Origin of the sequence: Paenarthrobacter sp. JL.01a (genome assembly GCF_025452095.1) — a bacterium.
Classification (GTDB): Bacteria; Actinomycetota; Actinomycetes; order Actinomycetales; family Micrococcaceae; genus Arthrobacter.
The window spans coordinates 2696422-2720712 of the sequence record NZ_CP104877.1; the positions used below are offsets into that span (position 1 = coordinate 2696422).

Below are 24291 nucleotides of genomic sequence, written 5' to 3' on the forward strand. Positions count from 1 at the left end.
TGGACCAGGGAAGCAGATAAACAATTCAAGACAAGCTTACGCCTGCGTAATGAGCCTAAAGTGCGGCCGCGATGGCGTCACCGATGGCAGCGGTGCTGCGCGGTTCGCCGGTGCGGTTCTCGACGTCGGCAACAACTGCCGCTTCGATCTTTCGGGCCGCCGTGGTGTAGCCAAGGTGGTCCAAAAGGAGCACTGCGGAGAGGATGGCCGCGGTGGGATCGGCTTTTTGCTGACCGGCGATATCCGGAGCTGAGCCGTGGACGGGTTCGAACATGGACGGTGCTGTGCGGTCCATGTTGATGTTCCCGGAGGCCGCCAAGCCGATGCCGCCCGTGACGGCAGCAGCGAGGTCGGTGAGGATGTCGCCAAACAGGTTGTCGGTGACGATCACATCGAAGCGCGAAGGGTTGGTCACCATGAAGATGGTGGCCGCGTCGATGTGCAGGTAGTCGTGGGTGACGCCAGGGAACTCCTGCGCCACCGCTTCCACCGTGCGCTTCCACAGATGCCCTGCGAAAACCAGGACATTGTGCTTGTGCACGAGGGTGACGTGCTTGCGTGGGCGTTCGCTGGCGCGACGGAATGCGTCCCGGACCACGCGCTCCACTCCGTGGGCGGTGTTGAGCGAAACTTCGGTAGCTACCTCGTGCGGTGTTCCGCCGCGCAAGGTGCCGCCGTTGCCCACGTAAGGTCCTTCGGTTCCCTCGCGGACCACAAGGAAGTCAATGGTTCCAGGGTCGGCCAAGGGGCTGCCTACAGTTCCGTACAGTCGGGAAGGACGCAGGTTCACATAGTGGTCCAGGCTGAAGCGGAGCTTGAGGAGCATCTCGCGTTCGATGATGCCTGAGGGAATGCGGGTATCACCAGGTGCCGCGCCCACGGCGCCGAAGAGGATGGCATCGCGCGTTCGGAGATCTTCAAGAACCTCCTCGGGCAGGGTCTCGCCTGTCTCAAGCCAGTGCTGGGCACCGAGCTTGTAGTGGGTCTGCTCAAGGGTTACGCCTTCGGCGGCGACAGCCTTTTCAAGGACCTTGACGGCTTCGGCGATGACCTCCGGGCCGATGCCGTCGCCGGGAATGACAGCGAGATTGATGGACGATGCACTCATAGGTCTATCTAGCCAAGCAATCCACATGCTGGTCAAAATCGTCTCACTCCTTGAACAGCCGACGTCGAGATATCCGACCACGGCATGATGCCCCCGCCCCAAGACAACGCATAGAGTCTTAGCGTGGACAGAAGGCACGCAGTATATGAATGGTTCCGGATCAACCGCTTCAAAGTGGACCTGACGGCAACGTGCCTCCTCATCCTGCTCTTCGGCCCCGTCTACCTGCTCGCCGACAGGCCGTGGCTGTTCCTCCTGTCCTGCGGCCTTCTGTTGCCCCTCGCCTGGCGACGGACCCGCCCTGCCATGGCGGCCGGCGTCGTCATCCTTGTGTGCCTCATCCAGTGGGCGGTCGGCGCTGAACCGGTGGCGGGTCAGATCGCTGTCCCGCTGATCATCTACGCCACTGCCGCCTACGGTCCGACGTGGGCCAGCCGCACAGTCTTGGTGGCCGGCCTTGTCGGTGGCGTCATGCTGACAACACGCGAATACACCGGCAGCGTGGAGTCGGGCATCATGGGCCTGACTATAGGGGCCCTCTACACCGTACTGATCTGGATGCTGGTCCTGGTGAGCTGGACTCTCGGTGACCTCACCCGCGTGCGCAGGCTCCAGCTCCAAGCCCTGGAGGACCGAACCCGCCGGATGGAAGTGGAGCAGTCCCAGGAGCGGAAACTGGCCGCCGCCGACGAACGTTCCCACATAGCCCGGGAGATGCACGACATCGTGGCGCACTCGCTCTCTGTCATCATCACGCAGGCAGACGGCGCAAGGTACGCTGCCGCAGCGAAACCCGAACTTGCCACCGAAGCCCTGGCCACCATCGCGGCCACGGGCAGGGACTCGCTCGGCGAGATGCGGCGGTTGCTGGGCATCCTGCGCTCGGATGGCGAGTCCTCCACGCGTCCGCAACCCAGGCTTTCCGACCTTGATGAGCTGCTCCTGGGCTTCCGTGCGGCCACGCTCCAGGTGGGATACCAACAGGTCGGAACACCTCGACGTTCCCTTCCTGCCGGGGCGGAACTCACCGCGTACCGGATCATCCAGGAGGCCCTCACCAACGTCATGAAGCACGCTGGCCCCAAGGCCACGGCAAACCTGACGCTGAGCTGGCAGGCCCGGGGCCTGCAACTGGACATCGTCGACGACGGCCGTGGCGCCGCTGCCGATCCCCCGGCAGCCGGCGGCGGCAACGGACTGCGGGGAATGGCTGAGCGGGTCTCGCTCTACGATGGTTCCTTGACGGCCGGCCCCGAACAAGGGGGCGGCTTTCGCGTGTCCGCATTCATTCCCTATTCGGAGGCCTAGCAATGCCCGAACTGCCCGCATCCATCCGGGTTGCCCTCGTCGATGACCAGCAGCTGGTCCGTTCGGGCCTTGGGATGCTCATCAACTCGCAACCCGATCTCGACGTGGTGGCCGAGGCAGGCAACGGGATCGAAGCCATCCAAGCACTGGGCGCCACCACCGCCGACGTGGTCCTCATGGATGTCCGCATGCCCGGTATGGACGGTATCGAAGCAACCAGGCGCATCCTGGAACAGGCAGCAGCCCAACCTGCTGGTTCACAACGTGCGGACATCAAGATCGTGGTCCTCACAACCTTCGACCTGGACGAGTATGCGCTGGCGGCCATCCAGGCCGGGGCAAGCGGATTCCTCCTGAAAGATGCCCCGCCGGAGGAGCTGCTCGAAGCCATCCGCACGGTCTACCGGGGCGACGCGGTGATCGCGCCCTCGACCACCCGACGCTTGCTGGATCACGTGGCGCCCCTGCTCAGGACCCAGACCCCCGAACAGAGCGAGCACGCGGCCGCCGTCGAGACCCTCACGAACCGCGAGCGCGAAGTGTTCCAGCTCATCGCCCAGGGAAGGTCGAATCCGGAAATCGCAGCGGGGCTTTTCCTGTCCGAAGCCACGGTGAAAACACATGTGGGCCATATCCTGGCCAAGTTGGGTGCCAGGGACCGGGTCCAGGTGGTGGTCATTGCTTACGAGACCGGGGTTGTGTCTCCCGGGACCTAGACTCAGACCTGGGTATGAGCACCCGCCGGCGACAATGGGTCCACAGCCCGATCCCGCAGGCATAGGCCCGACCATAGCGTGGAACCATGACGACATTCACGCCTCTCCCCCACCCTCCCGGAACCGGCCATCAGGCGGGATCGGACGCTGCACAGGCCCGTCCCGCCGTCGAGGCCTTCAACCTGACCAAGAGCTACGGCCGCGCTGATACGAGCGTGACTGCCTTGAACGAAGTATCGGTTAGTTTCGATGCCGGGAAGTTCACGGCCATCATGGGTCCTTCCGGTTCGGGCAAGTCCACGCTCATGCATTGCCTGGCCGGGCTGGATACTGCTGACTCCGGCCGGATCCTCCTGGGCGGAACCGAGATCACCGGACTCAATGACCGCCAGCTCACAGCGCTTCGACGGGAACGGATCGGCTTCGTTTTCCAGGCCTTCAATCTGGTGCCTACCCTGACGGCCGAGCAGAACATCACGCTTCCGCTCGCCTTGGCAGGAACCACGGCCGACGCCGGATGGCTGGATACCGTCGTTACCACCCTTGGGTTGAAGGACAGGTTGAAGCACCGGCCCCACGAGTTGTCCGGCGGTCAGCAGCAACGCGTGGCGGTTGCCCGTGCGCTGCTGACGCGTCCCGACGTCGTATTCGGTGACGAACCCACAGGCAACCTGGACTCCAAAGCCGGCGGCGAGGTTCTGGCGTTGTTGCGCCGCAGCAGCCTGGAGATGGGCCAGACCATCATCATGGTCACCCACGATCCCGTGGCGGCATCATACGCAGACCGGGTGGTGTTGATGAGCGACGGCGGCTTGGTGGGCGAAATCCACCAGCCCACGGCGGACTCCGTCCTGACGGCCCTTGGCAAGCTGGGGGCCTGAGGCATGTTGCGGGTTGCCCTTTCCCAGTTGAGGACCCATTACCGGCGCTTCATAGCCATTGGGCTTGCCGTGATGCTCTCCGTCATGTTCCTTTCTTCAACGCTTATGGTGGGCGCAAGCACCAACGCTTCGCTGGGCGCCAGCATCGGAGAGGCCTATCGCAATGCCGATCTGGTGGCTACGTCCAAGAGCGGTGAGGCGTTCTCCCAAGCAGCGGTGGATGCCGCCGCTTCCTCCCCGGCCGTAGAAGCCAGCTACGCCGAACGCTCAAGCTACGTGACGTTTGAGGCCGGTGGCGGTGAGCAATACGGCAAGCTGCGCAATACTGCGCCGGCCTCGCTTGAAAGTGCCGTGCTCGCCTCCGGTTCGATGCCCGGCAACGCCTTGGAAGCGGCCATAGACGTCAAGTCTGCCGAGCACCTTGGCCTGGCAGTAGGCAGCACGCTGGAACTGCACGGCGGAGGTCCGGTCAAGAACGCCAAAGTAACTATCTCGGGCTTGATCCAGGCCACCAACGACCCCTTCTCTTCTTCATCGGCCCAACTGCTTTCTTCAGAGTCTGTCCTGAACGCAGTCCAGGACGCCGGGGCGGGATACTCCGGCCTGCAGTTTGCCCTCAAGCCCGGCGAAGACGTTTCCGCCGCCAAGGACTACATCGGCCACCGCATGGAGGCCGCCGGGGCCGTGGATCCCGTCCTGGAAACAGCCCAGGAAAAAGTGACCTCGACGGTGGCCATGCTCAGCGGCGGGGACCAGTTGACAATTGTCCTTCTAGCCTTCGCCGGCATTGCCATCCTTGTTTCCACATTGGTGGTGGCAAATACGTTCTCGGTCCTGGTGGCCCAACGGACGAGGGAACTGGCGCTCCTGCGGTGCCTGGGCGCAGGGCGCGGCCAGATCCGTGGCTCGGTGATGCTTGAGGCGCTTGTCATCGGAGTCGTTTCCTCGGTGTTGGGCGTCCTGGCCGCGACGGGTTTGATGTCCGCGCTGATCGCCTGGGCCAAGTCACAACCCGAGCAGGCCTTCGCCACGTTGGCCGTACCGCCGTCGGCCATCATTGCCGGTTTAGTAGCCGGGACGTTGCTGACAGTCGTCGCGGCGCTGGTCCCGGCGAAGGCCGCCACCGCGGTGGCGCCTCTTGCCGCGCTGCGGCCCGCCGATGACGCTTCGGTGCGGAACCGCCGCGGCAGGGTCCGGCTGCTCTTGGGCCTGGTCGCTTTTGCTGGGGGCACCGCGCTGCTGGTGTACGGCAGCATCAACGTGGTCCTTGAAGTTGCCCTGCTTGGTGGGGCGGCCTCCTTCGTGGGCATCCTCCTGTGTTCCACTCTGTTCATTCCCGGAGTCGTTGCCCTGGCAGGCCGTCTGACGGCCCCGGCCGGTGTTCCGGGCAAGCTGGCGGCGGTCAACGCCACGCGCAATCCCGCCCGCACCTCGGCAACCGCCGCGGCGTTGCTGATCGGCGTCACACTGGTCTCCCTCATGATGACCGGCGCGGCTACCTCCCGCCAGGCGTTCAACGACACACTCGCCGAGAAATACCCCGTGGACCTCGCCGCGCAGACGGCCGGCTCAGCAGACACCGCGCAGGCGATCAACCGGATCAAAAGGCTCGACGGCGTCAGCGCCGCCGTCCTGCTGCAGCCCGTCGGGACGATCCATAACGAAACGACCGGTGACGACACCACCGTTTATGGACTGTCCGCCGGCGATGCCGCGTCAGTACTGCGCGATAACAACCTGAGACCGGTCCCCGGAACGGTCTACCTGCCCAAGGGCTCGCCCCGGGGTGCAGCAAGCATGACGACAGCCGGCGGCAACGTCACACTCAACGCGAAGGTCCTACGGACGGCGCACGTCCCGGCCTTCCTGGAGTCCTCCAGCATCACCGCCGGTCCCCTGCCGGAAACCCCGGGCATGGTTTGGGTGAAACTGGACGACTCCGTCTCCGGTGACCGCGTCCAGGCCATCCAAAAGGACATGGCTTCGGCGTTGGGAGTCCACGAACGAACGGTCAGTGGCGCCGCCATCGAACGGGTGACGTTCAACAGCATCATCGATGTCCTGCTGCTGGTGGTCACAGGCCTCCTGGGCGTCGCCGTCGTCATTGCCCTGATCGGCGTGGCCAATACCCTCTCCCTTTCGGTCCTGGAGCGGACGCGCGAGAACTCGTTGCTGCGTGCCCTCGGCCTGACGACAGGACAGCTGCGCGGGATGCTGGCCATCGAGGCCGTGCTCGTTGCAGGTGTTGCCTCCCTCATGGGCGCCGGCATGGGGATTGTGTACGGATGGCTCGGCGCGCAGGCCACCTTGGGTAGCATGGCCAGCGTGGTTCCCACGGTGCCATGGCTTCAGTTGGCTGCCGTGTTTGGCGTGGCCGTGGTGGCAGGGCTCCTGGCCTCGGTGATCCCGGCGCGGCGCGCGGCACGATTGTCGCCTGTGGAGGGCCTGGCCACCGCCTGATCCCTCACTCACATTCCCGGGCCTTACAAGAAACGCTCTCCCACTTTGCCGCCGAATCCGGCGGGAAGTGGGAGAGCGTTTCTTTTCTGTTGGTATTACGTGAGAGAGCGTGTGGGGCTTACGCCTCGGCGGGTTGTTCGTAGCGCGGGAAGACCGGCGCGGGGGCCGGCAGCTCGGTGCCCGCCACGAGCGGCGTGGCAATGGCGGAGAACTGGCGTGCCTCACCTTCGTGCTGTCCCAGCACGTCCAGCAGCTTGGCGGACGACGACGGCATCACGGGTTGGGCGAGGATCGCAATGATCCGCACGACCTCCAGCGTGACGTACAGGACCGTGTTCATCCGGTCGAGGTCGGTCTTCCGCAGTACCCACGGAGCCTGCTCGGCGAAGTAGGCGTTCGTGTCACCCAACACCGTCCACATGGCTTCGAGCGCCCGGCTGAACTCCTGCTTCTCAAAGGCACTGCGCGCGGTCTCCAGCAAGGCGCCTGCCTGTGCAAGGAGTGCTTCGTCCTCGGCCGTGAAGGCACCGGGCTGCGGGACCTTTCCATCGCAGTTCTTCGCCACCATGGACAAGGAACGCTGGGCAAGGTTGCCGAAGTTGTTGGCAAGGTCGGCATTCATCCGGCCCACGATGGCTTCGTGGTTGTAGTTACCGTCAGCACCAAACGGAACTTCGCGGAGGAAGAAGTAACGGCACTGGTCCAGTCCGTACTGTGCCACGAAGTCCTGGGGCGCCACGACATTGCCCAAGGACTTGGACATCTTCACGCCGTTGTTGGTCAGGAAGCCATGGATCATGACGCGCTGGGGAAGTTCCAGTCCGGCACTCATCAGGAACGCGGGCCAGTAGATCGCGTGGAACCGCGAAATGTCCTTGCCGATAACGTGAACGTCCGCCGGCCAGAACTTCTTGAAGGACTCAGACTCGATGTCCGGGTAGCCCACGCCGGTCAGGTAGTTGGTCAAGGCATCAACCCACACATACATGACGTGCTTCGCATCGCCCGGAACCGGAACACCCCAGTCGAAGGTGGTACGGCTGATGGACAGGTCTTCCAGTCCGCGCCTGACAAAACTGATGACCTCGTTGAAGCGTGACTGCGGAGCCCCGAATTCAGGCTGTTCTTCGTAGAGTGCCAGGAGCTTTTCCTGGTAGTTGGAGAGCCGGAAGAAGTAGCTTTCCTCCGCGGTCCAGCTAACCAGGGTGTCGGTTTCCTTTGAGTAGCGAAGGCCGTCTTCCTTCACCACGGTGTCGTCCTCGACGTAGTAAGCCTCGTCGCGGACGGAGTACCAGCCTTCGTACTTGGAAAGGTATATGTCGCCGTTGGCTTCCATCTTTTTCCAGATGGCCTGCGAGGCAGCGTAGTGGTCCTGGTCCGTGGTGCGGATGAAGCGGTCGTAGGAGATGCCCAGGTCCTGGCTCATCTGCTTGAACGCTGCGGAGTTCCGGTCTGCCAGCTCCTTGGCTGAGATGCCTTCCTTCTCCGCGGACTGCTGCATCTTGAGGCCGTGCTCGTCCGTCCCCGTCATGAAGAACACTTCATGGCCATCAAGGCGCTTGAAGCGTGCCATGGCATCAGTGGCAATGACCTCATAGGCGTGGCCGATGTGCGGCACACCATTGGGGTAACTGATGGCGGTGGTGATGTAGAACGGGGATTTCTCTGGAGACGTCACTCTAAGAAGTTACCTTTTTTTCGAATGAAATAGCTTAGTTAAGTTCCGTCAGCGTATCGCTGAGCCGGACCAGCTCGTGGTCGTGTGACGCGACGAGTACAGCGATGCCATCGCTGGTGGTGTCCTTGAGGATCCCGATGATGCGGTTGGCTGCTGCCCGGTCAAGGCTTGCGGTGGGTTCGTCCACCACCAGCACGCGGGTGCCCAGGATCAAGGCGCGCGCGATCGCCACACGCTGGCGCTCACCACCGGACAACTGGGCCGGACGGTGGCGCATGCGGCGTCCAAGGCCCACCAGGTCAAGGAGGTCCTTGGCCATTTCGGTGCGCTGCTCAACTTCGCCATCCGGGACAGCGGGGAGCAGCACGTTCTCCAGGGCGCTCATGCCATCGATCAATGCACCACCCTGGTCGACGTAGCCGATCAGTGCCCGGCGACGGTCGGCGATCTCGTCGTCGCCCATACCGTCCAGGGGGTGGCCCTCCCAGAAGACCTTGCCCGAGGTCGGCAGCGTCAGTCCCGCGCTGACCGTCAGGATACTGGTCTTGCCGGAGCCGCTTCGGCCGGCGACACAGTGCATCTCGCCTGCGTGGAGGGTCAGGTTGAAGTCATCCACGACGTCGACTTCCTCCGCGCCGCCCTTGTCGCCGCCGTAGTGGATGGTAACCCGGCTCAGTTCCAAGGGGGTTGCGTGGTCGGCAGCCCTGACGATGGTGTTGGCGCGGGTCTGCAGCGACTCTTCCGTTGTTTCCGGGGTGGCCTTCAGCTCGGGGTTGAGGTTGTCAGTCATTTGACTACTTTCGTTGCAATGGGAATCCAGCAAATTACGGCCAGAAGGCCGGCGAGTCCGGCCCACAGCGCTGCGTAGGGGGCAAGGAGCAACCCGAGCCCCAGGGCACCGAGGACACCCAAGGGAAGTGCCACCGTGCCGACAAGTGCGTTTTCAAAGAACCGGACCTGGCCCAGCATGTCCGGGTTCCAACCCATGGCCCGCAAGGTACCCAGGTACTCGCGCTTGGCATGGAGCTCGAACCTTCCAGTGACCAGCGTCAGCAGGAGGCCGACGACGACGCCGAAGACAGCAAGGGTCACACTCGGCAGGGCGATGCTGGCTGCGGCCAGGCCGCTGAGGGCACTGGCACCTGCTGCCCGCGGGATGTCGATCAGCAAGGCGATCAACGCACCCACTGCAGCGCCGAACACGCCCACTGCCACGGCGAGGGAAATGGAGTTGAACCGGTTGGTGGTCAGCTGCCTGTTGGCGAACGTCAGGGGCGAGTCCACTGTTACCAGCCGCTCGTCGTGCTGCGGCTCCTGGTCGATCACCACGCGGTGCCGAAGCTGCTGGGCTGCCAGAAGAGCGGCCGCGGCGTAGATGAGGAGCATGGTCACCGAGACGATCACGGTGGCGATGTTCCAGCTCAGCAAGCTCAAGATGACGCCCGCGGAGGCCAGTGCGGCAGCGCCAACGGCGAACTCTTCCAGAACCCAGGAACGGATGCGCTTCTGGGTCCAGCCCATGGCGCGGAGGATTCCTGCCTCGCTCCTGCGCTGGCGGATGTAACTGACGGTGGAAGCTCCGGTAAGGAGTGTGGCCCCCAGCAGTGTCAGGAAGAGCAGGGTGATGTTGGTTCCGGTCAGGGAGCCGGAGACGGCGTCGGCCGCGTTTTGCCGGACCCAGGACTGCTGGACCGTGCCCAGCGGAGATTCCTTGCCGGCGTCGTCTTTGCTGTAGCCGGGCACGAAGATGTTGGCGTCCTCACGCGCCGAACCGGCCACGACCGTAGCTTCCAGCCCGAGCTCGCGGATTTGGGATGCCAGCTTCTCGACCTCGGGCTGTGCAGTCTTCCAGTTGCCCGAAGCGTTGGCGCGGACCCGCACGGCGTCGATCACATTGGCGTTGGAGTCATAGCCACGCGCCGCTGCCAGACCGTAGTAATCGGTGATGGCACCGGCGGACTGGCTCACCAGCCCCGTTGCGCTGAGCGAGGGCTTCAGCCCGGCCTTGGCGACGTCCTTGCCTTCGGCGTCCTTGGTCAGGGTCATGGGCGTGGGATCGTAACCGCCCAAGGGCAGTTTGTTGACGTCGCCGGCAGCAGCCTGGACCGCGGAGGGATCGAAGGTGCCGTACACCATGGGCAGGGGCGCGGCAGGCTTTTTACCCGTCTCCAGATCCTTGCGGTACGAACGTTCGTCCACGGGCTTGCGCTGGGTCTGGTCCACTGCAGCACCGAAGGAGGACTTCTCCGGCAAGCGGTTGACGGTGACCCAGTCACCCGGCGTCGCGCTCTTGTCGGAAGCGCCGTTGGCGGCTTCATCGCCGTCCTTGTACTGCGGTGCCGCCGCGAAGGCCGTGCTCCACGTTGCCGGGTTGTAGAGGCCCTGACTGAAGGCAGCGGTGCTGCCCAGGAGCTGGCTGTGGTCAGTGGAACCGGGCCGTTCAAGGGCGAATGGAGACTTGGAGACGAAGGGCAGGTAGTCCTTGTCCAGGGAACGGGTGACGGTTCCGACGTCCTTGACCACCTTGCCGCTGGAATCGAGTTCCTCGATTTTCACCGAGTATTTCAGGTCCAAGGACGTGCCCGTGCGGACAATCAACGGAATGGCTTTTGAATCAGCGGTCAGCAGGCCGTCACGCTTGGCCTGCTGGTACTGCGTCATCAGCGGTGCCCAGTACTTGAGCTTCACGCCGAGGAAATCGGGGCCCTCTTCCAGCTGCTGCATGCTCAGGCCCGTGGTGAAGAGGCTTTCAAAGTGGCGGCCGATCGCACCGGCGTCACGGGCATCTGCCGGCGGAGCCTTCTGAAGCGGCGCGAGGAAGTCCCCCGCGGAACCCAGCAGCGCCCTTTCGGCGGCGGGGTCGACGGCGACGACGGACTCGGTCACCTCAGGAGCCATGGGCAGGGCCACGGAGAGGTTGAAAAGGTTGTGCTCAGAGCCCAGGGCGGGAGCCGGGAACTTAATACCGGTTTCGCCATCGGGACCGGCAATGCGGACGTTGCTGCCACCGGCTGCCTGCTCCTGCACGAGGCGTCCCTTGCCCAGGGTGCCTTCGGCGCTGGTCTTGAAGAGCGTCTGCTCCTTGACTCCATCCGAGCTGGTGGCAGATGCGGTCAGTCGGTATTTCTTGGGCGAATCCGAGAACACCGACTCCGCTGCCGGCCATTTGCTGGAGTCCATGGCGGAGGGGTCACCGGCAGTCACAGCGCCGGCAAGGCCGGCGTTGTAGCCCAGGTAGTCCATCGCGTTCAGGCGCGGGGCTTCAAGGTTCTGCGAAACACGGGAGACGAGGCTGATGGGCGCTGCCACGGCAGTCTGGCCCATCCCCCGGATCTTCTCCAGCTGGTCAAAGCTGATCCCGCCCTGGCCGTTGGCGATTTCCGGCTGGATCAGCGAACCGCCGTCGCCATTTTGTGACTGGTCAGGCTTGGCCTGGACCAGGATGTCGTAGAGACCCCGCGAGTTCTCGTCCACTGTCCTGTTCAGAGCCGCCTGCGACTGGCTCTGGACGAGGACGGACATGCACATGGCGACGATCAAAATGGCCGCGGTCAGCAGCAGCACGCGGCTTCTGATGAACCTTTGGACGGCGTTCATTGGGCTCCCTGGGACCTTGATAGCGGGCGCGCACACGTTGTCCGGGATTCCTGAAAAAACACAGCGGAATACCGGGCTGAATGTGCTGAAAGTAATGGCCGGCCTGCTGCCGGGTCCGAATCCCGGACCCAGCCATTGTAAGCAGACCGGCCACTCTTGCGTGCCATGGGTGTGTCGCCGGCACGCGATCTTCAGCTGATGTCGATCAGTCTTCCAGGTCCACTTCGCGGACCATGTCGGCACCGATACCGGCCTTGATGGCCTCCAGTACCTGTTGCGGGACAGAGCTATCGATGGTCAGCAGCGCCAGGACCTGGCCGCCTTCAGTTTGGCGGGCCACCTGCATGCCACCGATGTTGATGTTGTTCATGCCGAGGATGTGCCCGATGGTGCCGATGACGCCGGGGCGGTCAGCGTAAGCCACAACCACCAAGTGCTCGCTGATGGGGATTTCGATGTCGTAGCCGTTGACGCCCACCAGCTTCTCCACCTGCTTGGGACCGGTAAGGGTACCGGCGACGGAGATCTGCGAACCATCGCTGAGCGCACCACGGATGGTCAGGACGTTCCGGTAGTCTTCGGCGTCGGGAGTGGTAATAAGACGGGTGTTGATGCCGCGCTGCTCGGCAATGACCGGGGCGTTCACGTAGGAAACCTGCTCGGTGACGACGTCGGCGAACACGCCCTTCAGGGCTGCCAACTCCAGCACCTTGACGTCCAAAGCGGAGATCTCACCGGCAACTTCGACGTCGATCTGCGTCAGCGATGCGTGGGTGAGCGCAGTGAAGATCCGGCCCAGCTTTTCGATCAGCGGGATGCCCGGACGGACGTCGGGGGCAATGACGCCGCCAGCTACGTTCACGGCATCCGGCACCAGTTCGCCGGCCAGCGCCAGGCGGACGGACTTTGCCACGGACACACCGGCCTTTTCCTGGGCTTCATCCGTGGAGGCGCCCAGGTGCGGGGTGACGACGACGTTGTCCAGTTCGAAGAACGGCAGGTCGGTGCTGGGCTCCTTGACGAAGACATCCACGCCCGCACCGGCGATCTGGCCTTCCTTCAGCGCAACGTAGAGTGCTTCTTCGTCCACGAGGCCGCCACGGGCGACGTTGATGACGTAGGCGGATTCCTTCATCTTCCGGAAGGCATCGGCGCCCAGCATGCCAACCGTTTCCGGCGTCTTGGGCATGTGGATGGTGATGAAGTCGGCGTTCTCCAGGAGTTCATCGAGAGTGACCAGCTTGACGCCCAGCTGCGCTGCCCGGGCGGAGGTGATGTAGGGATCGTAGGCCAGGATTTCGGTCTCGAAGCCCTGGAGCCGTGCTGCCACCAAAGCGCCGATGCGGCCGAGGCCAATGATGCCGATCTTCTTTTCGAAGAGTTCGATGCCGGTGTACTTGGAGCGCTTCCATTCGCCGTTCTTCAATGCCGAGCTGGCTTGCGGGATGTGACGCGCGAGGCTGAGGATATGTCCCACGGTGAGCTCAGCGGCCGAGACGATGTTGGAGGTCGGTGCGTTGACCACCATGACACCGGCCTGCGTGGCGGACTTGATGTCCACGTTGTCCAGGCCGACGCCTGCACGGGCAATGACTTTGAGGTTCTTGGCCGCGGCGATGGCTTCGGCGTCAACCTGGGTGGCGGAGCGGACCAGGATGGCGTCGACGTCGGCGATGGCAGACAGCAGCTGGGAACGGTCGGCGCCGTCGGTCTGGCGGATTTCAAAATCCGGGCCCAGTGCCTCGACTGTTGCGGGCGAAAGTTCCTCAGCGAGGAGGACTACGGGTTTGCTGGCTGACACGGGGTGGCACCTTACTTTGGAGAACGTGGGACAGAACTGGACAAGGAGCGGATGCGTGGCCCGGGGCACGGCGCCGGGACCAGCCCAGAATATCGAATCAGGGCGGTGTTTCCCCCAGCCGGGGGGCGATGTTACGCCAGGACCGGAGGTGATGTGAAGAAGTTCACAGCACCACCAGGCAGGCAATTCGGTGGAGAAACGGGGCGGGAAACAGCGGCGCCCGCCCGGCTGTAACTTGCCGGGCGGGCGTCGGTGCTTAGTGCTGGTGCATCACTGCTGGGCAGTGGGCAATCAGCGGGCTGCGGAACCTTCGACGTAGTCGGCGTCCTGCTGCTGCCAGGAGAACAGGGAGCGCAGTTCGCGGCCAACTTCTTCGATCGGGTGCTTCTCAGCCTTGGCGCGGAGTTCCTTGAACTCGGTTGCGCCGTTGTCCTGGTCGTCGATGAAGCGCTTGGCGAAGGCACCGTTCTGGATGTCCGCGAGGACAGCCTTCATGTTTTCCTTCACCTCGGGGGTGATGACGCGCGGGCCGGAGACGTAGTCGCCGTACTCAGCGGTGTCGGAAACGCTCCAGCGCTGCTTGGCGATGCCGCCCTCCCACATGAGGTCAACGATGAGCTTGAGCTCGTGAAGAACCTCGAAGTAGGCGATCTGCGGCTGGTAGCCGGCCTCGGTGAGGGTCTCGAAGCCGTACTGGACGAGCTGGGAGACACCGCCGCAGAGGACGGACTGCTCGCCGAAGAGGTCGGTTTCGGTCTCTTCGGTGAAGGTGGTCTTGATGACGCCGGCGCGGGTGCCGCCGATGGCCTTGGCGTAGGACTTGGCCAGGTCCCAAGCGGAACCGGATGCGTCCTGCTCGACGGCGATGATGTCCGGGATGCCACGTCCGGCTTCGAATTCCCGGCGTACGGTGTGGCCCGGCGCCTTCGGAGCGATCAGGATGACGTCGACACCGGCAGGAGCTTCGATGTAACCGAAGCGGATGTTGAAGCCGTGGGCGAAGGCGAGGGCCTTGCCTTCGGTCAGCTTGTCCTTGATGGAGTCGTTGTAGATCGAGCGCTGGTGCTGGTCCGGTGCCAGGATCATGATGACATCTGCCCATTCAGCAGCGTCGGCAACGTTCTTGACCGTGAAGCCTGCGTCTTCGGCCTTTGCGGCCGACTTCGAGCCGTCCTTGAGCGCGATGACAACCTCGACGCCGGAATCGCGCAGGTTCAGCGCGTGGGCGTGGCCCTGGGAACCGTAGCCAACGATGGCTACCTTGCGGCCCTGGATGATCGACAGGTCTGCGTCGTCGTCGTAGAACATTTCAGTCACTTGCGTAACTCCTCTTGAGTGGATTTCTTAGATATTGATTGTGGTGCTGCGGTACTGGGCACTGCCCGCGTAGGCATGGCTCACGCGGAGCGAAGCGCCCTGTCACTCATGGAGCGGGATCCCCGTCCAACGGCCAAGGTGCCGGACTGCACGATTTCACGGATGCCGAATGGCTCAAGCACTGACAGCAGTGCGGCGAGCTTCTCGGGGGTACCGGTTGCCTCGATCACCAACGAGTCTGTGGACACGTCGACGACGGCGGCACGGAACAGGTCTGCAGCCTGGGTAACCTGCAGACGTGTCGCGGCATCCGCACGTACCTTGACCAAGATGTGGTCGCGTTGTACGGAAGATTCAGAAGTCAGTTCAACAATCTTGATCACATTGACCAACTTGTTGAGCTGCTTGGTGACCTGCTCGATCAAGTCGCCGTCGGCGTCGACGACCACTGTCATGCGGGACATGCCGGGAACCTCGGTGGGTCCCACAGCGAGGGAGTTGATGTTGAACGCACGCCGGGCGAAGAGGCTGGCCACGCGGGTCAGTACGCCGGGCTTGTCTTCTACCAGAACGGACAGTGTGTGACGGGTCATGCCTAGTCCTCTTCTTCCCATTCCGGGGTCATGTTGCGGGCAACCTGGATCTGGTCATTGCTGACGCCTGCGGGCACCATTGGCCAGACCATCGAGTTGGGGCTCACCACGAAGTCGATGACCACGGGGCGGTCGTTGATTTCGAGGGCCTTCTGGATGGTGGCGTCGATGTCCTCGTCACGCTCGCAGCGCAGCGCGGCGCAGCCGTAGGCATCTGCCAGCTTGACGAAGTCCGGAATCCGGATGGTGTCATGGCCGGTGTTCAGGTCCGTGTTGGAGTAGCGGCCTTCGTAGAACAGGGTCTGCCATTGGCGGACCATGCCCAACGAAGAGTTGTTGATGATGGCTACCTTGATGGGGATGTTGTTGATGGCGCAGGTGGCCAGTTCCTGGTTGGTCATCTGGAAACAGCCGTCGCCGTCGATGGCCCAGACCACGCGGTCCGGTTCGCCGACCTTGGCGCCCATGGCGGCAGGGACGGAATAGCCCATGGTGCCTGCTCCACCGGAGTTCAGCCAGGCGTGCGGACGCTCGTACTTGATGAACTGTGCAGCCCACATCTGGTGCTGGCCCACGCCGGCAACGTAGATGCCTTCGGGTCCGGTCAGCTCACCGATGCGCTTGATCACGCGCTGAGGTGCGCTCAGGCCGTCTTCGGGCTCGGTCCAGCCCAGCGGGTAGGTGTCGCGCAGGTTGCCCAGGAAGGCCCACCAGGAGTCGAGGTCCGGTGCACCGCTCAGTTCGAACTGCGTCTTCACGGCCTCGGTGAGTTCCGGGATGATCTCCTTGACCGAGCCCACGATCGGGACATCGGCCGTCCGGTTCTTGGAGATTTCGGCGGGGTCGATGTCAGCGTGGATGACCTTTGCAAAGGGCGCAAAGGTCTTCAGGACACCGGTGACGCGGTCATCGAACCGAGCTCCGAGGGTGATCAACAGATCAGCCTGCTGAAGTGCCGTAACGGCCGAAACCGACCCGTGCATGCCGGGCATGCCGACGTGCTGCGGGTGGGAGTCGGGGAATGCGCCGCGGGCCATGAGGGTGGTGACCACGGGAGCGCCGGTTGCCAGGGCGAGCTCCATGAGCTCTGCGGAGGCGTGGCCCTTGACCACACCGCCACCTACGTACAGCACAGGCTTGCTGGAAGCGGCGATCAGCTTGGCAGCCTCACGCACCTGCTTGTTGTGGCCGCGGACCACGGGACGGTATCCGGGCAGATCCACTTTCGGGGGCCAGGAGAAGGTCATCTGGCCCACCTGGGCGTCCTTGGCAATGTCCACCAGGACGGGGCCGGGACGGCCGGTCGAGGCCAGGTGGAAGGCCTCCGCCATGACATGCGGGATGTCGTTGGGGTCCGTCACCAGGAACGAGTGCTTGGTGATGGGCATGGTGATACCCACGATGTCGGCTTCCTGGAAGGCATCGGTGCCGATGACTCCACTGGAGACCTGGCCGGTGATGGCCACCATCGGCACGGAGTCCATGTGGGCATCCATGATGGCAGTAACGAGGTTGGTGGCACCGGGGCCCGAGGTGGCGATGCAAACGCCAACCCGTCCGGTAACCATGGCGTAGCCTTGCGCGGCGTGGCCGGCTCCCTGTTCGTGACGGACCAGGATGTGATTCATGCTGGAGGCCATCAAGGGGTCGTAGGTGGGCAGGATCGCGCCACCGGGCAAACCGAAAATATCGTCCACGCCGAGTTCTTCGAGCGAACGGACAATTGCTTGCGAGCCGGTCATCACCGTTGGGGGTACAACGTTGTTCGGCCCAAGTACAGGAGAGAGAGGTGCAGCAGCGTCGACGACGACGGCTTCAGCCGTACGGTCGACCTTTTCCGGAGCTTTGGGGGCTCCAGTGGACTTTGCAGCCATCAGCGAGGGGCTGATCGGCGATCCTTTGCTCATCGGACTCTTCCTTAGTGGATCTACAAATGGTGGGTCTTGCAAATAAAAAAACCCCTCAGCCTTCCGGCTCTTCGAGGGGTTTGCGCGTGACGGTTCGTTACCAGTCGGGCTAAGCCACGCGCTTGGTAAGGACGACGACGCCGACGGTAACGAATGTGATCATGCGTTCAGTGTTCCCTCAAAGTGAGATACGTGTCAATTGAGGACCATCGTATCTCACTATTTGGACAGCGATGTCCGCCTGCCGGACTCCGCTCCTCGGTCGGAGCGGAGTCACATGCAGGAAATCATCCGCAGTAGGCCCCCGTGGAGGCACTGTGGACGAGCTTGGCGTACTTGGCCAGGACGCCCTTGGTGAACTTGGCCGGCAGCGGCTGCCAACCCGCTTTGCGGGCCTCGAGTTCGGCTTCGTCCACCAGGAGGTCGAACGAGCGGGCAGCGATGTCGACACGGATGCGGTCGCCATCCTTCACAAAGGCGATGGGACCGCCGTCGACCGCTTCCGGCGCGACGTGGCCGATGCACAAACCTGTGGTGCCTCCGGAGAAGCGGCCGTCCGTCAGGAGCAGGACGTCCTTACCGAGGCCGGCGCCCTTGATGGCGCCGGTGATGGCAAGCATCTCACGCATGCCCGGCCCGCCTTTGGGACCCTCATAGCGGATCACCACGACATCACCCTTGTGGATTTCGCCCTTGTCCAAAGCATCCAGCGCACCCTGCTCGCGCTCAAAGACACGCGCCGTTCCCTCAAAGACGTCGGCATCGAAACCGGCGCTCTTCACAACGGCGCCTTCCGGAGCCAGCGAACCGTGCAGGATGGTGATTCCGCCGGTCTTGTGGATGGGGTTGTCCAGCGCACGCAGGATCTTTCCGTCGAGGTCCGGCGGGTTGATCGAGGCGAGGTTCTCGGCGAGGGTCTTGCCCGTCACTGTGAGGCAGTCGCCGTGCAGCAGCCCGGCGTCGAGCAGTGCCTTCATGATGACCGGCACGCCACCGATCTTGTCGACGTCGGTCATGACGTAACGGCCGAAAGGCTTGAGGTCGCCCAGGTGCGGGATCCTGTCACCGATCCGGTTGAAGTCATCCAGGGTCAGTTCCACGTTGGCTTCGCGGGCGATGGCCAGCAGGTGGAGCACTGCGTTGGTGGAGCCACCGAAGGCCATGGTGACGGCAATGGCATTCTCGAAGGCCTTCTTGGTCATGATGTCGCGGGCGGTGATGCCCAAGCGCAGCAGGTTCACTACCGCTTCGCCGGACTTGCGTGCGAAATCATCACGACGGCGGTCTGCCGACGGCGGCGCGGCAGACCCGGGAAGGGACATGCCAAGGGCCTCTCCGATGCAGGCCATGGTGTTGGCGGTGTACATGCCGCCGCAGGCGCCTTCGCCCGGACAGATGGCCTTTTCGATGCGGGTGAGGTCCTCCATGCTCATTTTGCCCGCTGCACAGGCTCCGACTGCTTCAAAAGCGTCAATGAGGGTGACTTCCTTTTCCGAGCCGTCCTCGAGCTTGACCCAACCGGGCATGATCGATCCGGCGTAGAGAAAGACCGAAGCGAGGTCCAGGCGGGCAGCGGCCATGAGCATCCCCGGAAGGGACTTGTCACAGCCGGCCAACAGCACGGAACCGTCAATGCGTTCGGCCTGCATGACGGTTTCGACGGAGTCGGCAATGACTTCGCGGGAGACTAGCGAGAAGTGCATGCCCTCGTGGCCCATGGAGATGCCATCGGAAACGGAGATGGTGCCGAACTGCATCGGGAACCCGCCCCCTGCGTGAACGCCTTCTTTGGCGCCCTGCGCAAGACGGTTGAGGGAAAGGTTGCAGGGGGTGATTTCGTTCCACGAACTCGCCACGCCGATTTGCGGCTTGGCGAAATCGTCATCGCCCATGCCGACGGCCCTGAACATGCCGCGGGCAGGAGCTGCATGGATGCCATCGGTGACGGCCCGGCTGCGGGGTTTGATGTCCGGCGCGTTCTCTGGAGCAGTGCTGGTGTCGGTCATGGTCCAAAGTCTATGTGCACCAGGTGTCCCCAGTCCGTGTTCCCCGCCGGGTTAAGCGGCATCGGCCAAATATTGCGGGAAGGCAGTGGGAGTTTCGCCCTACAGGCTCACTTCCGGGCGGGCGCGTCATCCAGCTCCCTGGCAATCCCTGCAGCTTCGGCCTGGAGCATCTCCAGCACTCCGGCAATGGTCGAACGGGCTGCCACCTCCTGCCGCGCGAGCGCAACGATGCTCCTGCTCGCCTTCACGCCTGTCAAGGGCCGGAGCACCAGACCCCGGCGGGCATTGGCGCGGGCTGTGTAGCGGGGCAGCAGGCAGATGCCGTGACCTGCCACCACCAGCGCCTCAAGTACCCGCAGGTCCGGATACCGCTGGCCCCGCGAGGCCCGCCTGCCTGCGTGGACTTCTATCTGGCGAAGAACGGCGTCGAAGGGAAATCCTTCCGGGACGCCGATCCACGGATGGCCCACCACATCCTCAGGCGTCAGCCGCTCTTTGGCAGCCAAGGGATGTCCGGCGGGCATGGCGACATCGAGGGCTTCCTCCAGCAGCGGTACCACCGCGAGCGAGCGTTTGGCGAAGACACCGGGCCCGTCCACACTGTGGGCCAGCACGATGTCGTAGTCGGCCACCAAGGGAGCGAAGTGCGCCGTGCCCGGATCCTCGAAATGGGCATCGAAGCCCAGCCCCTCAACGGCAGCGACGCGACGCAGCATTCCCGGCAGCAGCATCTCGGCGGCACTGGGAAAGAAGGCCGCTGAAACATGGGTCTGCCAACCCTGCCGATAGCTGTCCACCGTTGACTCCGCGCGGGCCATGGCCGTGGCAATTTCCGCCGCTGCGGCCGCCATGGCCTGGCCGGCTTCGGTGAGCTGCACTCCCCTGCCGACCTTCTCCACCAGGCTCAATCCCAATTCCGCCTGCAGGGTCTTCAACTGCTGCGAAACGGCTGAGGCAGTGACATTCATGGCATCTGCGGTGGCGCCCACACTTTGGCGATCCGCCAGCTCGCGCAGAATCTGCAGCCTTTTGAAGTCCATGCAGCCAGAGTAGGTGACTGGAAGGAATTCCCTCCAAAGTAATTTTCACCTGCTCCTTACTAAGCACTCTGACGAATTTCGGGACCGGCCGCCCAAACGCTGGACAGCCCATTAGCAGGCACGTAACGTCGGAAATACCACGTACTGCACCCCAGTGAGCAGAAGGGCATCCGCCATGGATTGGTTAATTTGGGTCATTGTCATTGTTTTGGTCGTCGCGATTGTTTGGTGGCTGATGAGCCGCAACAAAGCCTCAAATTCCACCGGAAGCCAAGCTCCCGCCGCAATGGAGCCAACCAATACCGCGACGGTACCTGATCCGGGTGCGGTGAGCGCCGGGGTCGCCGGGCTGGCCGGAGTAACCAATCCGGGCAAGGCGGCCGCTGAGGGCAGCGGACCTACCGGAGACGAACCCACCCGCCGGGAAGCCGATGCTGAATTACCGGCAGACGAACCGGACGTTGAGCCCGCGCCTGCGGCGGAACCAGAGGTTCATTCCGGGGAGTCCACGACTCCGGGACTGACCGTTGAGGAACCCGTCGTTGCCGCCCCGATGGTCGATGAGCCGGTGGTTGCTGAACCCGTCGTGGACACGGAGGCGAAACTGCACTCCGCCGACGCTGTCGCCGGCGATGTGGACGATTGGCAGGGCGCCACAACAGCGGACGACGTTACGCGGGCTGAGGACACCGGGGCCCGCGACACTGTGGCCCGAGACACTGCTATGGCAAACGAGGCAGCCGATAAGGCCGAATGGGAATCCTCCTGGACGGATGCGGCGGGCGGCCCCATCCACCACCACGAATACACCGACCCGCACTCCCCCACCCTGCCCGGCGCCGAGACCGCCGCAGCAGAGGACGCGGCCCCCGCCGGAGACTCCGCGGCGCCGTCCGGACACCTCGCAGCAGAAGAGCCCTACGGCACGGGATCCTCGAGCACCCTGCGGGACGGCCACCCCGTCAAGGCCATCGCGGCCACCATGACCTACCACGATGAGGACGCCGCGGATTACGACGACGTCGAAGCGGACGTGTGGTTCATCTCCGCTGCACACGCTGAGGCAGCAGGTTTCCGGCCGCCGCGGCGCAGCAGGCACTGAGCCGCCTACCCGTCGAGCCAAAGCCACCCGCAAAGTCATGGACAGGCACGCGCCCCTGCGCGGACACCGGGCAGCAGGACAACTGGCCGCCCTCACCGTTGCCTTGACGATGACACTGGCCGGGTGCACCGGAAGCCCGTCCTCCCCCGGCACTGCTGCTACTCCGAACGCGACCGGGTCCCCCAACACAGGAAGCGGCAACGGGTCGCAGGCATCTCCAGCGGCGCTTGAACTCATCGAAAAGCTCGACGCCGGCCTGCAGCTGCCTTGGTCGGTCGACTTCCTGCCGGACGGTACGGCATTGGTGTCCGAACGTGATTCGGCCAACGTCGTGGCGATCAAGGACGGGAAGGCAACCGTACTGGGCAAGGTGTCCGGCGTCGTTCCTGGCGGAGAGGGCGGTTTGCTGGGCCTGGCCCTGTCCCCGTCATTCGCAGAAGATCGCCGGCTGTACGCCTACTTCACTTCGGCCTATGACAACCGGATAGCGAAGATACAGCTCACCGAAGGCGCGACGGGAGTGTTGGGCCTCGGCGCACCGGAGGTGATCTTCCAAGGCATCCCGAAAGCATCCACCCACAACGGCGGACGTATCCGCTTCGGACCGGACGGAATGCTGTATGTGGGCACCGGGGATTCCCAGCGGCGTGAGCAACCGCAGGACAAGGGAGCATTGGGCGGCAAGATCCTTCGCCTCACTCCGGAAGGACGGCCAGCGCCCGGCAATCCCTTCGGCGATAACCCCGTGTACAGCTACGGCCACCGGAACGTCCAGGGACTGGCCTGGGACAGCGCCGGACGGCTCTGGGCGAGCGAATTCGGCCCGGACGTCGATGATGAACTGAACCTGATCACGCCAGGAGGCAACTATGGATGGCCCCAGGTAACCGGCGCGCCAGGCAGGGACTGCCTCATCGATGCGAAGGTCGTGTGGCCATCGACGGCCGAGTCCTCTCCGAGTGGGCTGGAAATCGTGGGCGGGGTGGCGTTTACTGGAGCGCTGCGCGGCCAGCGCCTCTGGGCGGTGCCCCTGATAGGCGAAACAGCAGGGCCTCCTGTGGCTTATTTCACAGGAGAATATGGGCGTCTGCGGGACGTTGCCCGCGCCCCCAACGGGGAACTTTGGGTGCTCAGCAACAACCAAAACCCTGATTTTGCGCTGATTTTGCGGATCAAGGGCTGAGGCGGGGATGCCACTCCGGCCCGATTTCACACTTGGGCCCAAGTCGTGTAGAGTTACATGTCGTTGCGGAGATCGCCGGGGAAAGAAAAGCCCCACGGATGATCGAAATCAACAGCTGCACCTCTAGCTCAACTGGCAGAGCAATTGACTCTTAATCAATGGGTTCCGGGTTCGAGTCCCGGGGGGTGCACCAAATAAAGACCCTGAAGTGTTCGCACTTCAGGGTCTTTTGTTTATCCCGGGGAATGCAATCACCCGCTCCCCTGGGCTTGGTTTTGACACAGCGAATTGTGGTGTAGAGTTATTTGTCGTTGCGGAGGTCGACAAGGAATGCAAATTCCTCGGAAGCCACCAAACAATAGCTGCACCTCTAGCTCAACTGGCAGAGCAATTGACTCTTAATCAATGGGTTCCGGGTTCGAGTCCCGGGGGGTGCACCAACGCAAAAGGCCCCGGATCGTGATGAACGATCCGGGGCCTTTTCTTTTGCCTGGCAGGAATTCCCGGAACGGGAAACCTGCCAGGCTGCTTTCTACATCACGCTTGCGGAATGTCGGTTTCGAGTCCAGAGGATTCCTGCTCCGGGGCGGGCAAGCCTGCAAGCCCGCGGACAACAATCCTGAGCTCTTCCCGCAACCTTGCCGTGTCGACTGCGACGGGCGACAACACTTCCTGCTCAAGCTTCACAGCTTCTGCAAGGGCTGCACTGCCTGCGTCCGTCAAGGTAACAACGTGGCTCCTGCGATCGGAGTCGCTGCGCTGGCGGGTGACATGCCCGTGCAGCTCAAGCCTTGCAAGGGTGGTTCCCATGGTCTGGGCCTTGACCCGCGCAACCTCGGCCAAAGCCGCCTGGGTAATTGCACCCTTGGCTGCAAGTACTTGCATGGCAATGACACCGGCGTGGGTAAGGCCGATGGACTTCAATTTTTCGTTCCACGAGATTTCCACCAGGCGCGCAGCTGTCGAAAGCAATCGGGTAGTGGGCCATCTCTCCATATCTGGCATGCCGACAGTATATGCGCGCAAGGGCCGGAGACGCGGCTTTTGCGGTCTAAAATGGGAAATCGCGACCCCAACCAAGGAGCATATTTTGGCTGAACGACTTATCCCGGGCGAGGCGGCACCGGACTTCACCCTGCAGGACGCCACGGGCAAAAGCGTCAGCTTGTCCGACTTCCGCGGCCGCAAAACCATCGTCTATTTCTACCCGGCAGCTTCGACACCCGGGTGCACGAAGGAAGCATGCGACTTCCGCGACACGTTGGGATCCCTGCAGGCCGCCGGCTATGAAGTTGTAGGGATCTCACCCGATCCCGTCAAGGCCCTGGCCAAGTTTGCCTCCGAGGAGCAACTCACCTTCCCGCTGTTGTCCGACGAGGAACACGCCGTGGCCGATGCCTACGGGGCATGGGGGGAAAAGAAGAACTACGGCCGGACCTACGAAGGACTCATCCGCTCCACCGTTGTGGTGGACCCTGACGGAAAGGTCACCTTGGCCCAGTACAACGTCCGCGCAACCGGCCACGTGGCCAAGCTCCGCCGGGACCTGAAGCTGGACAAGTAGCGGGTACACTTGAGGCCGTACGGCACCCGG

The 24291-nt window shown here is 63.4% G+C and carries 18 protein-coding genes and 2 tRNA genes; 9 read left to right on the forward strand and 11 right to left on the reverse strand.

Features of this window, described 5'->3' with window-relative positions:
- Positions 1-55: 55 nt before the first annotated feature.
- Positions 56-1108, reverse strand: a complete 1053-nt coding sequence (locus tag N5P29_RS12705) for a 3-isopropylmalate dehydrogenase (protein WP_262275286.1) — start codon at positions 1106-1108, stop codon at positions 56-58.
- 123 nt (positions 1109-1231) lie between these two features.
- On the opposite strand from N5P29_RS12705, the gene N5P29_RS12710 reads away from it, so the two are divergent.
- The 4 genes from N5P29_RS12710 to N5P29_RS12725 all read left to right on the forward strand — a co-directional run bounded on the left by N5P29_RS12710 (position 1232) and on the right by N5P29_RS12725 (position 6473).
- Positions 1232-2416 (forward strand): sensor histidine kinase, encoded by a 1185-nt coding sequence (locus N5P29_RS12710; protein WP_262275287.1) that lies wholly within the window; start codon positions 1232-1234, stop codon positions 2414-2416.
- Between the two features lie 2 nt (positions 2417-2418).
- The gene (locus tag N5P29_RS12715) at positions 2419-3132 is read left to right on the forward strand and encodes a response regulator (protein WP_262275288.1); all 714 of its coding nucleotides are present in this window, start codon (positions 2419-2421) and stop codon (positions 3130-3132) included.
- Positions 3133-3218: 86 nt separating this feature from the next.
- On the forward strand, positions 3219-4013 hold the full coding sequence (locus tag N5P29_RS12720; protein WP_262275289.1) for an ABC transporter ATP-binding protein: 795 nt from the start codon (positions 3219-3221) through the stop codon (positions 4011-4013).
- An 84-nt stretch (positions 4014-4097) separates the two neighbouring features.
- Positions 4098-6473, forward strand: a complete 2376-nt coding sequence (locus N5P29_RS12725; RefSeq protein ID WP_262275290.1) for an ABC transporter permease — start codon at positions 4098-4100, stop codon at positions 6471-6473.
- Positions 6474-6591: 118 nt separating this feature from the next.
- Here N5P29_RS12725 and metG read toward each other — a convergent pair whose 3' ends face one another.
- From metG to N5P29_RS12770, 9 genes are all read right to left on the reverse strand, one after another.
- A complete protein-coding gene (metG, locus tag N5P29_RS12730; RefSeq protein ID WP_262275291.1) occupies positions 6592-8151 on the reverse strand; it encodes a methionine--tRNA ligase in 1560 nt (519 codons plus the stop codon).
- A gap of 34 nt (positions 8152-8185) precedes the next feature.
- Positions 8186-8941 (reverse strand): ABC transporter ATP-binding protein, encoded by a 756-nt coding sequence (locus N5P29_RS12735; protein ID WP_262275292.1) that lies wholly within the window; start codon positions 8939-8941, stop codon positions 8186-8188.
- Positions 8938-11748: an FtsX-like permease family protein gene (locus N5P29_RS12740; RefSeq protein ID WP_262275293.1), complete on the reverse strand. Its 2811-nt coding sequence runs from the start codon at positions 11746-11748 to the stop codon at positions 8938-8940. Before N5P29_RS12740 ends, N5P29_RS12735 begins: the two co-directional genes overlap by 4 nt.
- Before the next feature lie 205 nt (positions 11749-11953).
- The gene (gene serA / locus N5P29_RS12745; RefSeq protein ID WP_262275294.1) at positions 11954-13549 is read right to left on the reverse strand and encodes a phosphoglycerate dehydrogenase; all 1596 of its coding nucleotides are present in this window, start codon (positions 13547-13549) and stop codon (positions 11954-11956) included.
- 291 nt (positions 13550-13840) lie between these two features.
- A complete protein-coding gene (gene ilvC, locus N5P29_RS12750; RefSeq protein WP_144659938.1) occupies positions 13841-14866 on the reverse strand; it encodes a ketol-acid reductoisomerase in 1026 nt (341 codons plus the stop codon).
- A gap of 80 nt (positions 14867-14946) precedes the next feature.
- Positions 14947-15459 (reverse strand): acetolactate synthase small subunit, encoded by a 513-nt coding sequence (gene ilvN, locus N5P29_RS12755; protein WP_021470923.1) that lies wholly within the window; start codon positions 15457-15459, stop codon positions 14947-14949.
- Between the two features lie 2 nt (positions 15460-15461).
- Positions 15462-17366, reverse strand: a complete 1905-nt coding sequence (locus N5P29_RS12760; RefSeq protein WP_262275295.1) for an acetolactate synthase large subunit — start codon at positions 17364-17366, stop codon at positions 15462-15464.
- Positions 17367-17653: 287 nt separating this feature from the next.
- The gene (gene ilvD, locus N5P29_RS12765) at positions 17654-19372 is read right to left on the reverse strand and encodes a dihydroxy-acid dehydratase (RefSeq protein WP_262275296.1); all 1719 of its coding nucleotides are present in this window, start codon (positions 19370-19372) and stop codon (positions 17654-17656) included.
- 107 nt (positions 19373-19479) lie between these two features.
- Positions 19480-20412, reverse strand: coding sequence for a LysR family transcriptional regulator (locus N5P29_RS12770; protein WP_262275297.1), 933 nt, complete (start codon positions 20410-20412; stop codon positions 19480-19482).
- A 175-nt stretch (positions 20413-20587) separates the two neighbouring features.
- Between N5P29_RS12770 and N5P29_RS12775 the strand changes: the two genes are divergently transcribed.
- The 4 genes from N5P29_RS12775 to N5P29_RS12790 all read left to right on the forward strand — a co-directional run bounded on the left by N5P29_RS12775 (position 20588) and on the right by N5P29_RS12790 (position 23137).
- A complete protein-coding gene (locus tag N5P29_RS12775) occupies positions 20588-21514 on the forward strand; it encodes a sunset domain-containing protein (protein WP_262275298.1) in 927 nt (308 codons plus the stop codon).
- Positions 21515-21551: 37 nt separating this feature from the next.
- The gene (locus tag N5P29_RS12780; protein ID WP_262278574.1) at positions 21552-22697 is read left to right on the forward strand and encodes a PQQ-dependent sugar dehydrogenase; all 1146 of its coding nucleotides are present in this window, start codon (positions 21552-21554) and stop codon (positions 22695-22697) included.
- A gap of 117 nt (positions 22698-22814) precedes the next feature.
- Positions 22815-22890: transfer RNA gene (locus tag N5P29_RS12785), tRNA-Lys, on the forward strand.
- Positions 22891-23061: 171 nt separating this feature from the next.
- A tRNA-Lys gene (locus N5P29_RS12790) sits at positions 23062-23137 on the forward strand.
- Positions 23138-23234: 97 nt separating this feature from the next.
- On the opposite strand, the gene N5P29_RS12795 is transcribed toward N5P29_RS12790, so the two are convergent.
- Entirely contained in the window at positions 23235-23702 is a 468-nt protein-coding gene (locus N5P29_RS12795) for a MarR family winged helix-turn-helix transcriptional regulator (protein ID WP_262275299.1), read from the reverse strand.
- A gap of 85 nt (positions 23703-23787) precedes the next feature.
- On the opposite strand from N5P29_RS12795, the gene bcp reads away from it, so the two are divergent.
- Positions 23788-24261, forward strand: coding sequence for a thioredoxin-dependent thiol peroxidase (gene bcp, locus N5P29_RS12800; protein WP_262275300.1), 474 nt, complete (start codon positions 23788-23790; stop codon positions 24259-24261).
- Positions 24262-24291: the final 30 nt, after the last annotated feature.

Coding starts and splice junctions, on each gene's coding strand:
- N5P29_RS12705 (WP_262275286.1), bottom strand. CDS start 1,108: ATGAGTGCATCGTCCATCAATCTCGCTGTCATTCCCGGCGACGGCATC.
- N5P29_RS12715 (WP_262275288.1), top strand. CDS start 2,419: ATGCCCGAACTGCCCGCATCCATCCGGGTTGCCCTCGTCGATGACCAG.
- N5P29_RS12720 (WP_262275289.1), top strand. CDS start 3,219: ATGACGACATTCACGCCTCTCCCCCACCCTCCCGGAACCGGCCATCAG.
- N5P29_RS12725 (WP_262275290.1), top strand. CDS start 4,098: ATGTTCCTTTCTTCAACGCTTATGGTGGGCGCAAGCACCAACGCTTCG.
- N5P29_RS12735 (WP_262275292.1), bottom strand. CDS start 8,941: ATGACTGACAACCTCAACCCCGAGCTGAAGGCCACCCCGGAAACAACG.
- N5P29_RS12740 (WP_262275293.1), bottom strand. CDS start 11,748: ATGAACGCCGTCCAAAGGTTCATCAGAAGCCGCGTGCTGCTGCTGACC.
- ilvN (WP_021470923.1), bottom strand. CDS start 15,459: ATGACCCGTCACACACTGTCCGTTCTGGTAGAAGACAAGCCCGGCGTA.
- N5P29_RS12760 (WP_262275295.1), bottom strand. CDS start 17,366: ATGAGCAAAGGATCGCCGATCAGCCCCTCGCTGATGGCTGCAAAGTCC.
- ilvD (WP_262275296.1), bottom strand. CDS start 19,372: ATGACCGACACCAGCACTGCTCCAGAGAACGCGCCGGACATCAAACCC.
- N5P29_RS12770 (WP_262275297.1), bottom strand. CDS start 20,412: ATGGACTTCAAAAGGCTGCAGATTCTGCGCGAGCTGGCGGATCGCCAA.
- N5P29_RS12775 (WP_262275298.1), top strand. CDS start 20,588: ATGGATTGGTTAATTTGGGTCATTGTCATTGTTTTGGTCGTCGCGATT.
- N5P29_RS12780 (WP_262278574.1), top strand. CDS start 21,552: ATGGACAGGCACGCGCCCCTGCGCGGACACCGGGCAGCAGGACAACTG.
- N5P29_RS12795 (WP_262275299.1), bottom strand. CDS start 23,702: ATGCCAGATATGGAGAGATGGCCCACTACCCGATTGCTTTCGACAGCT.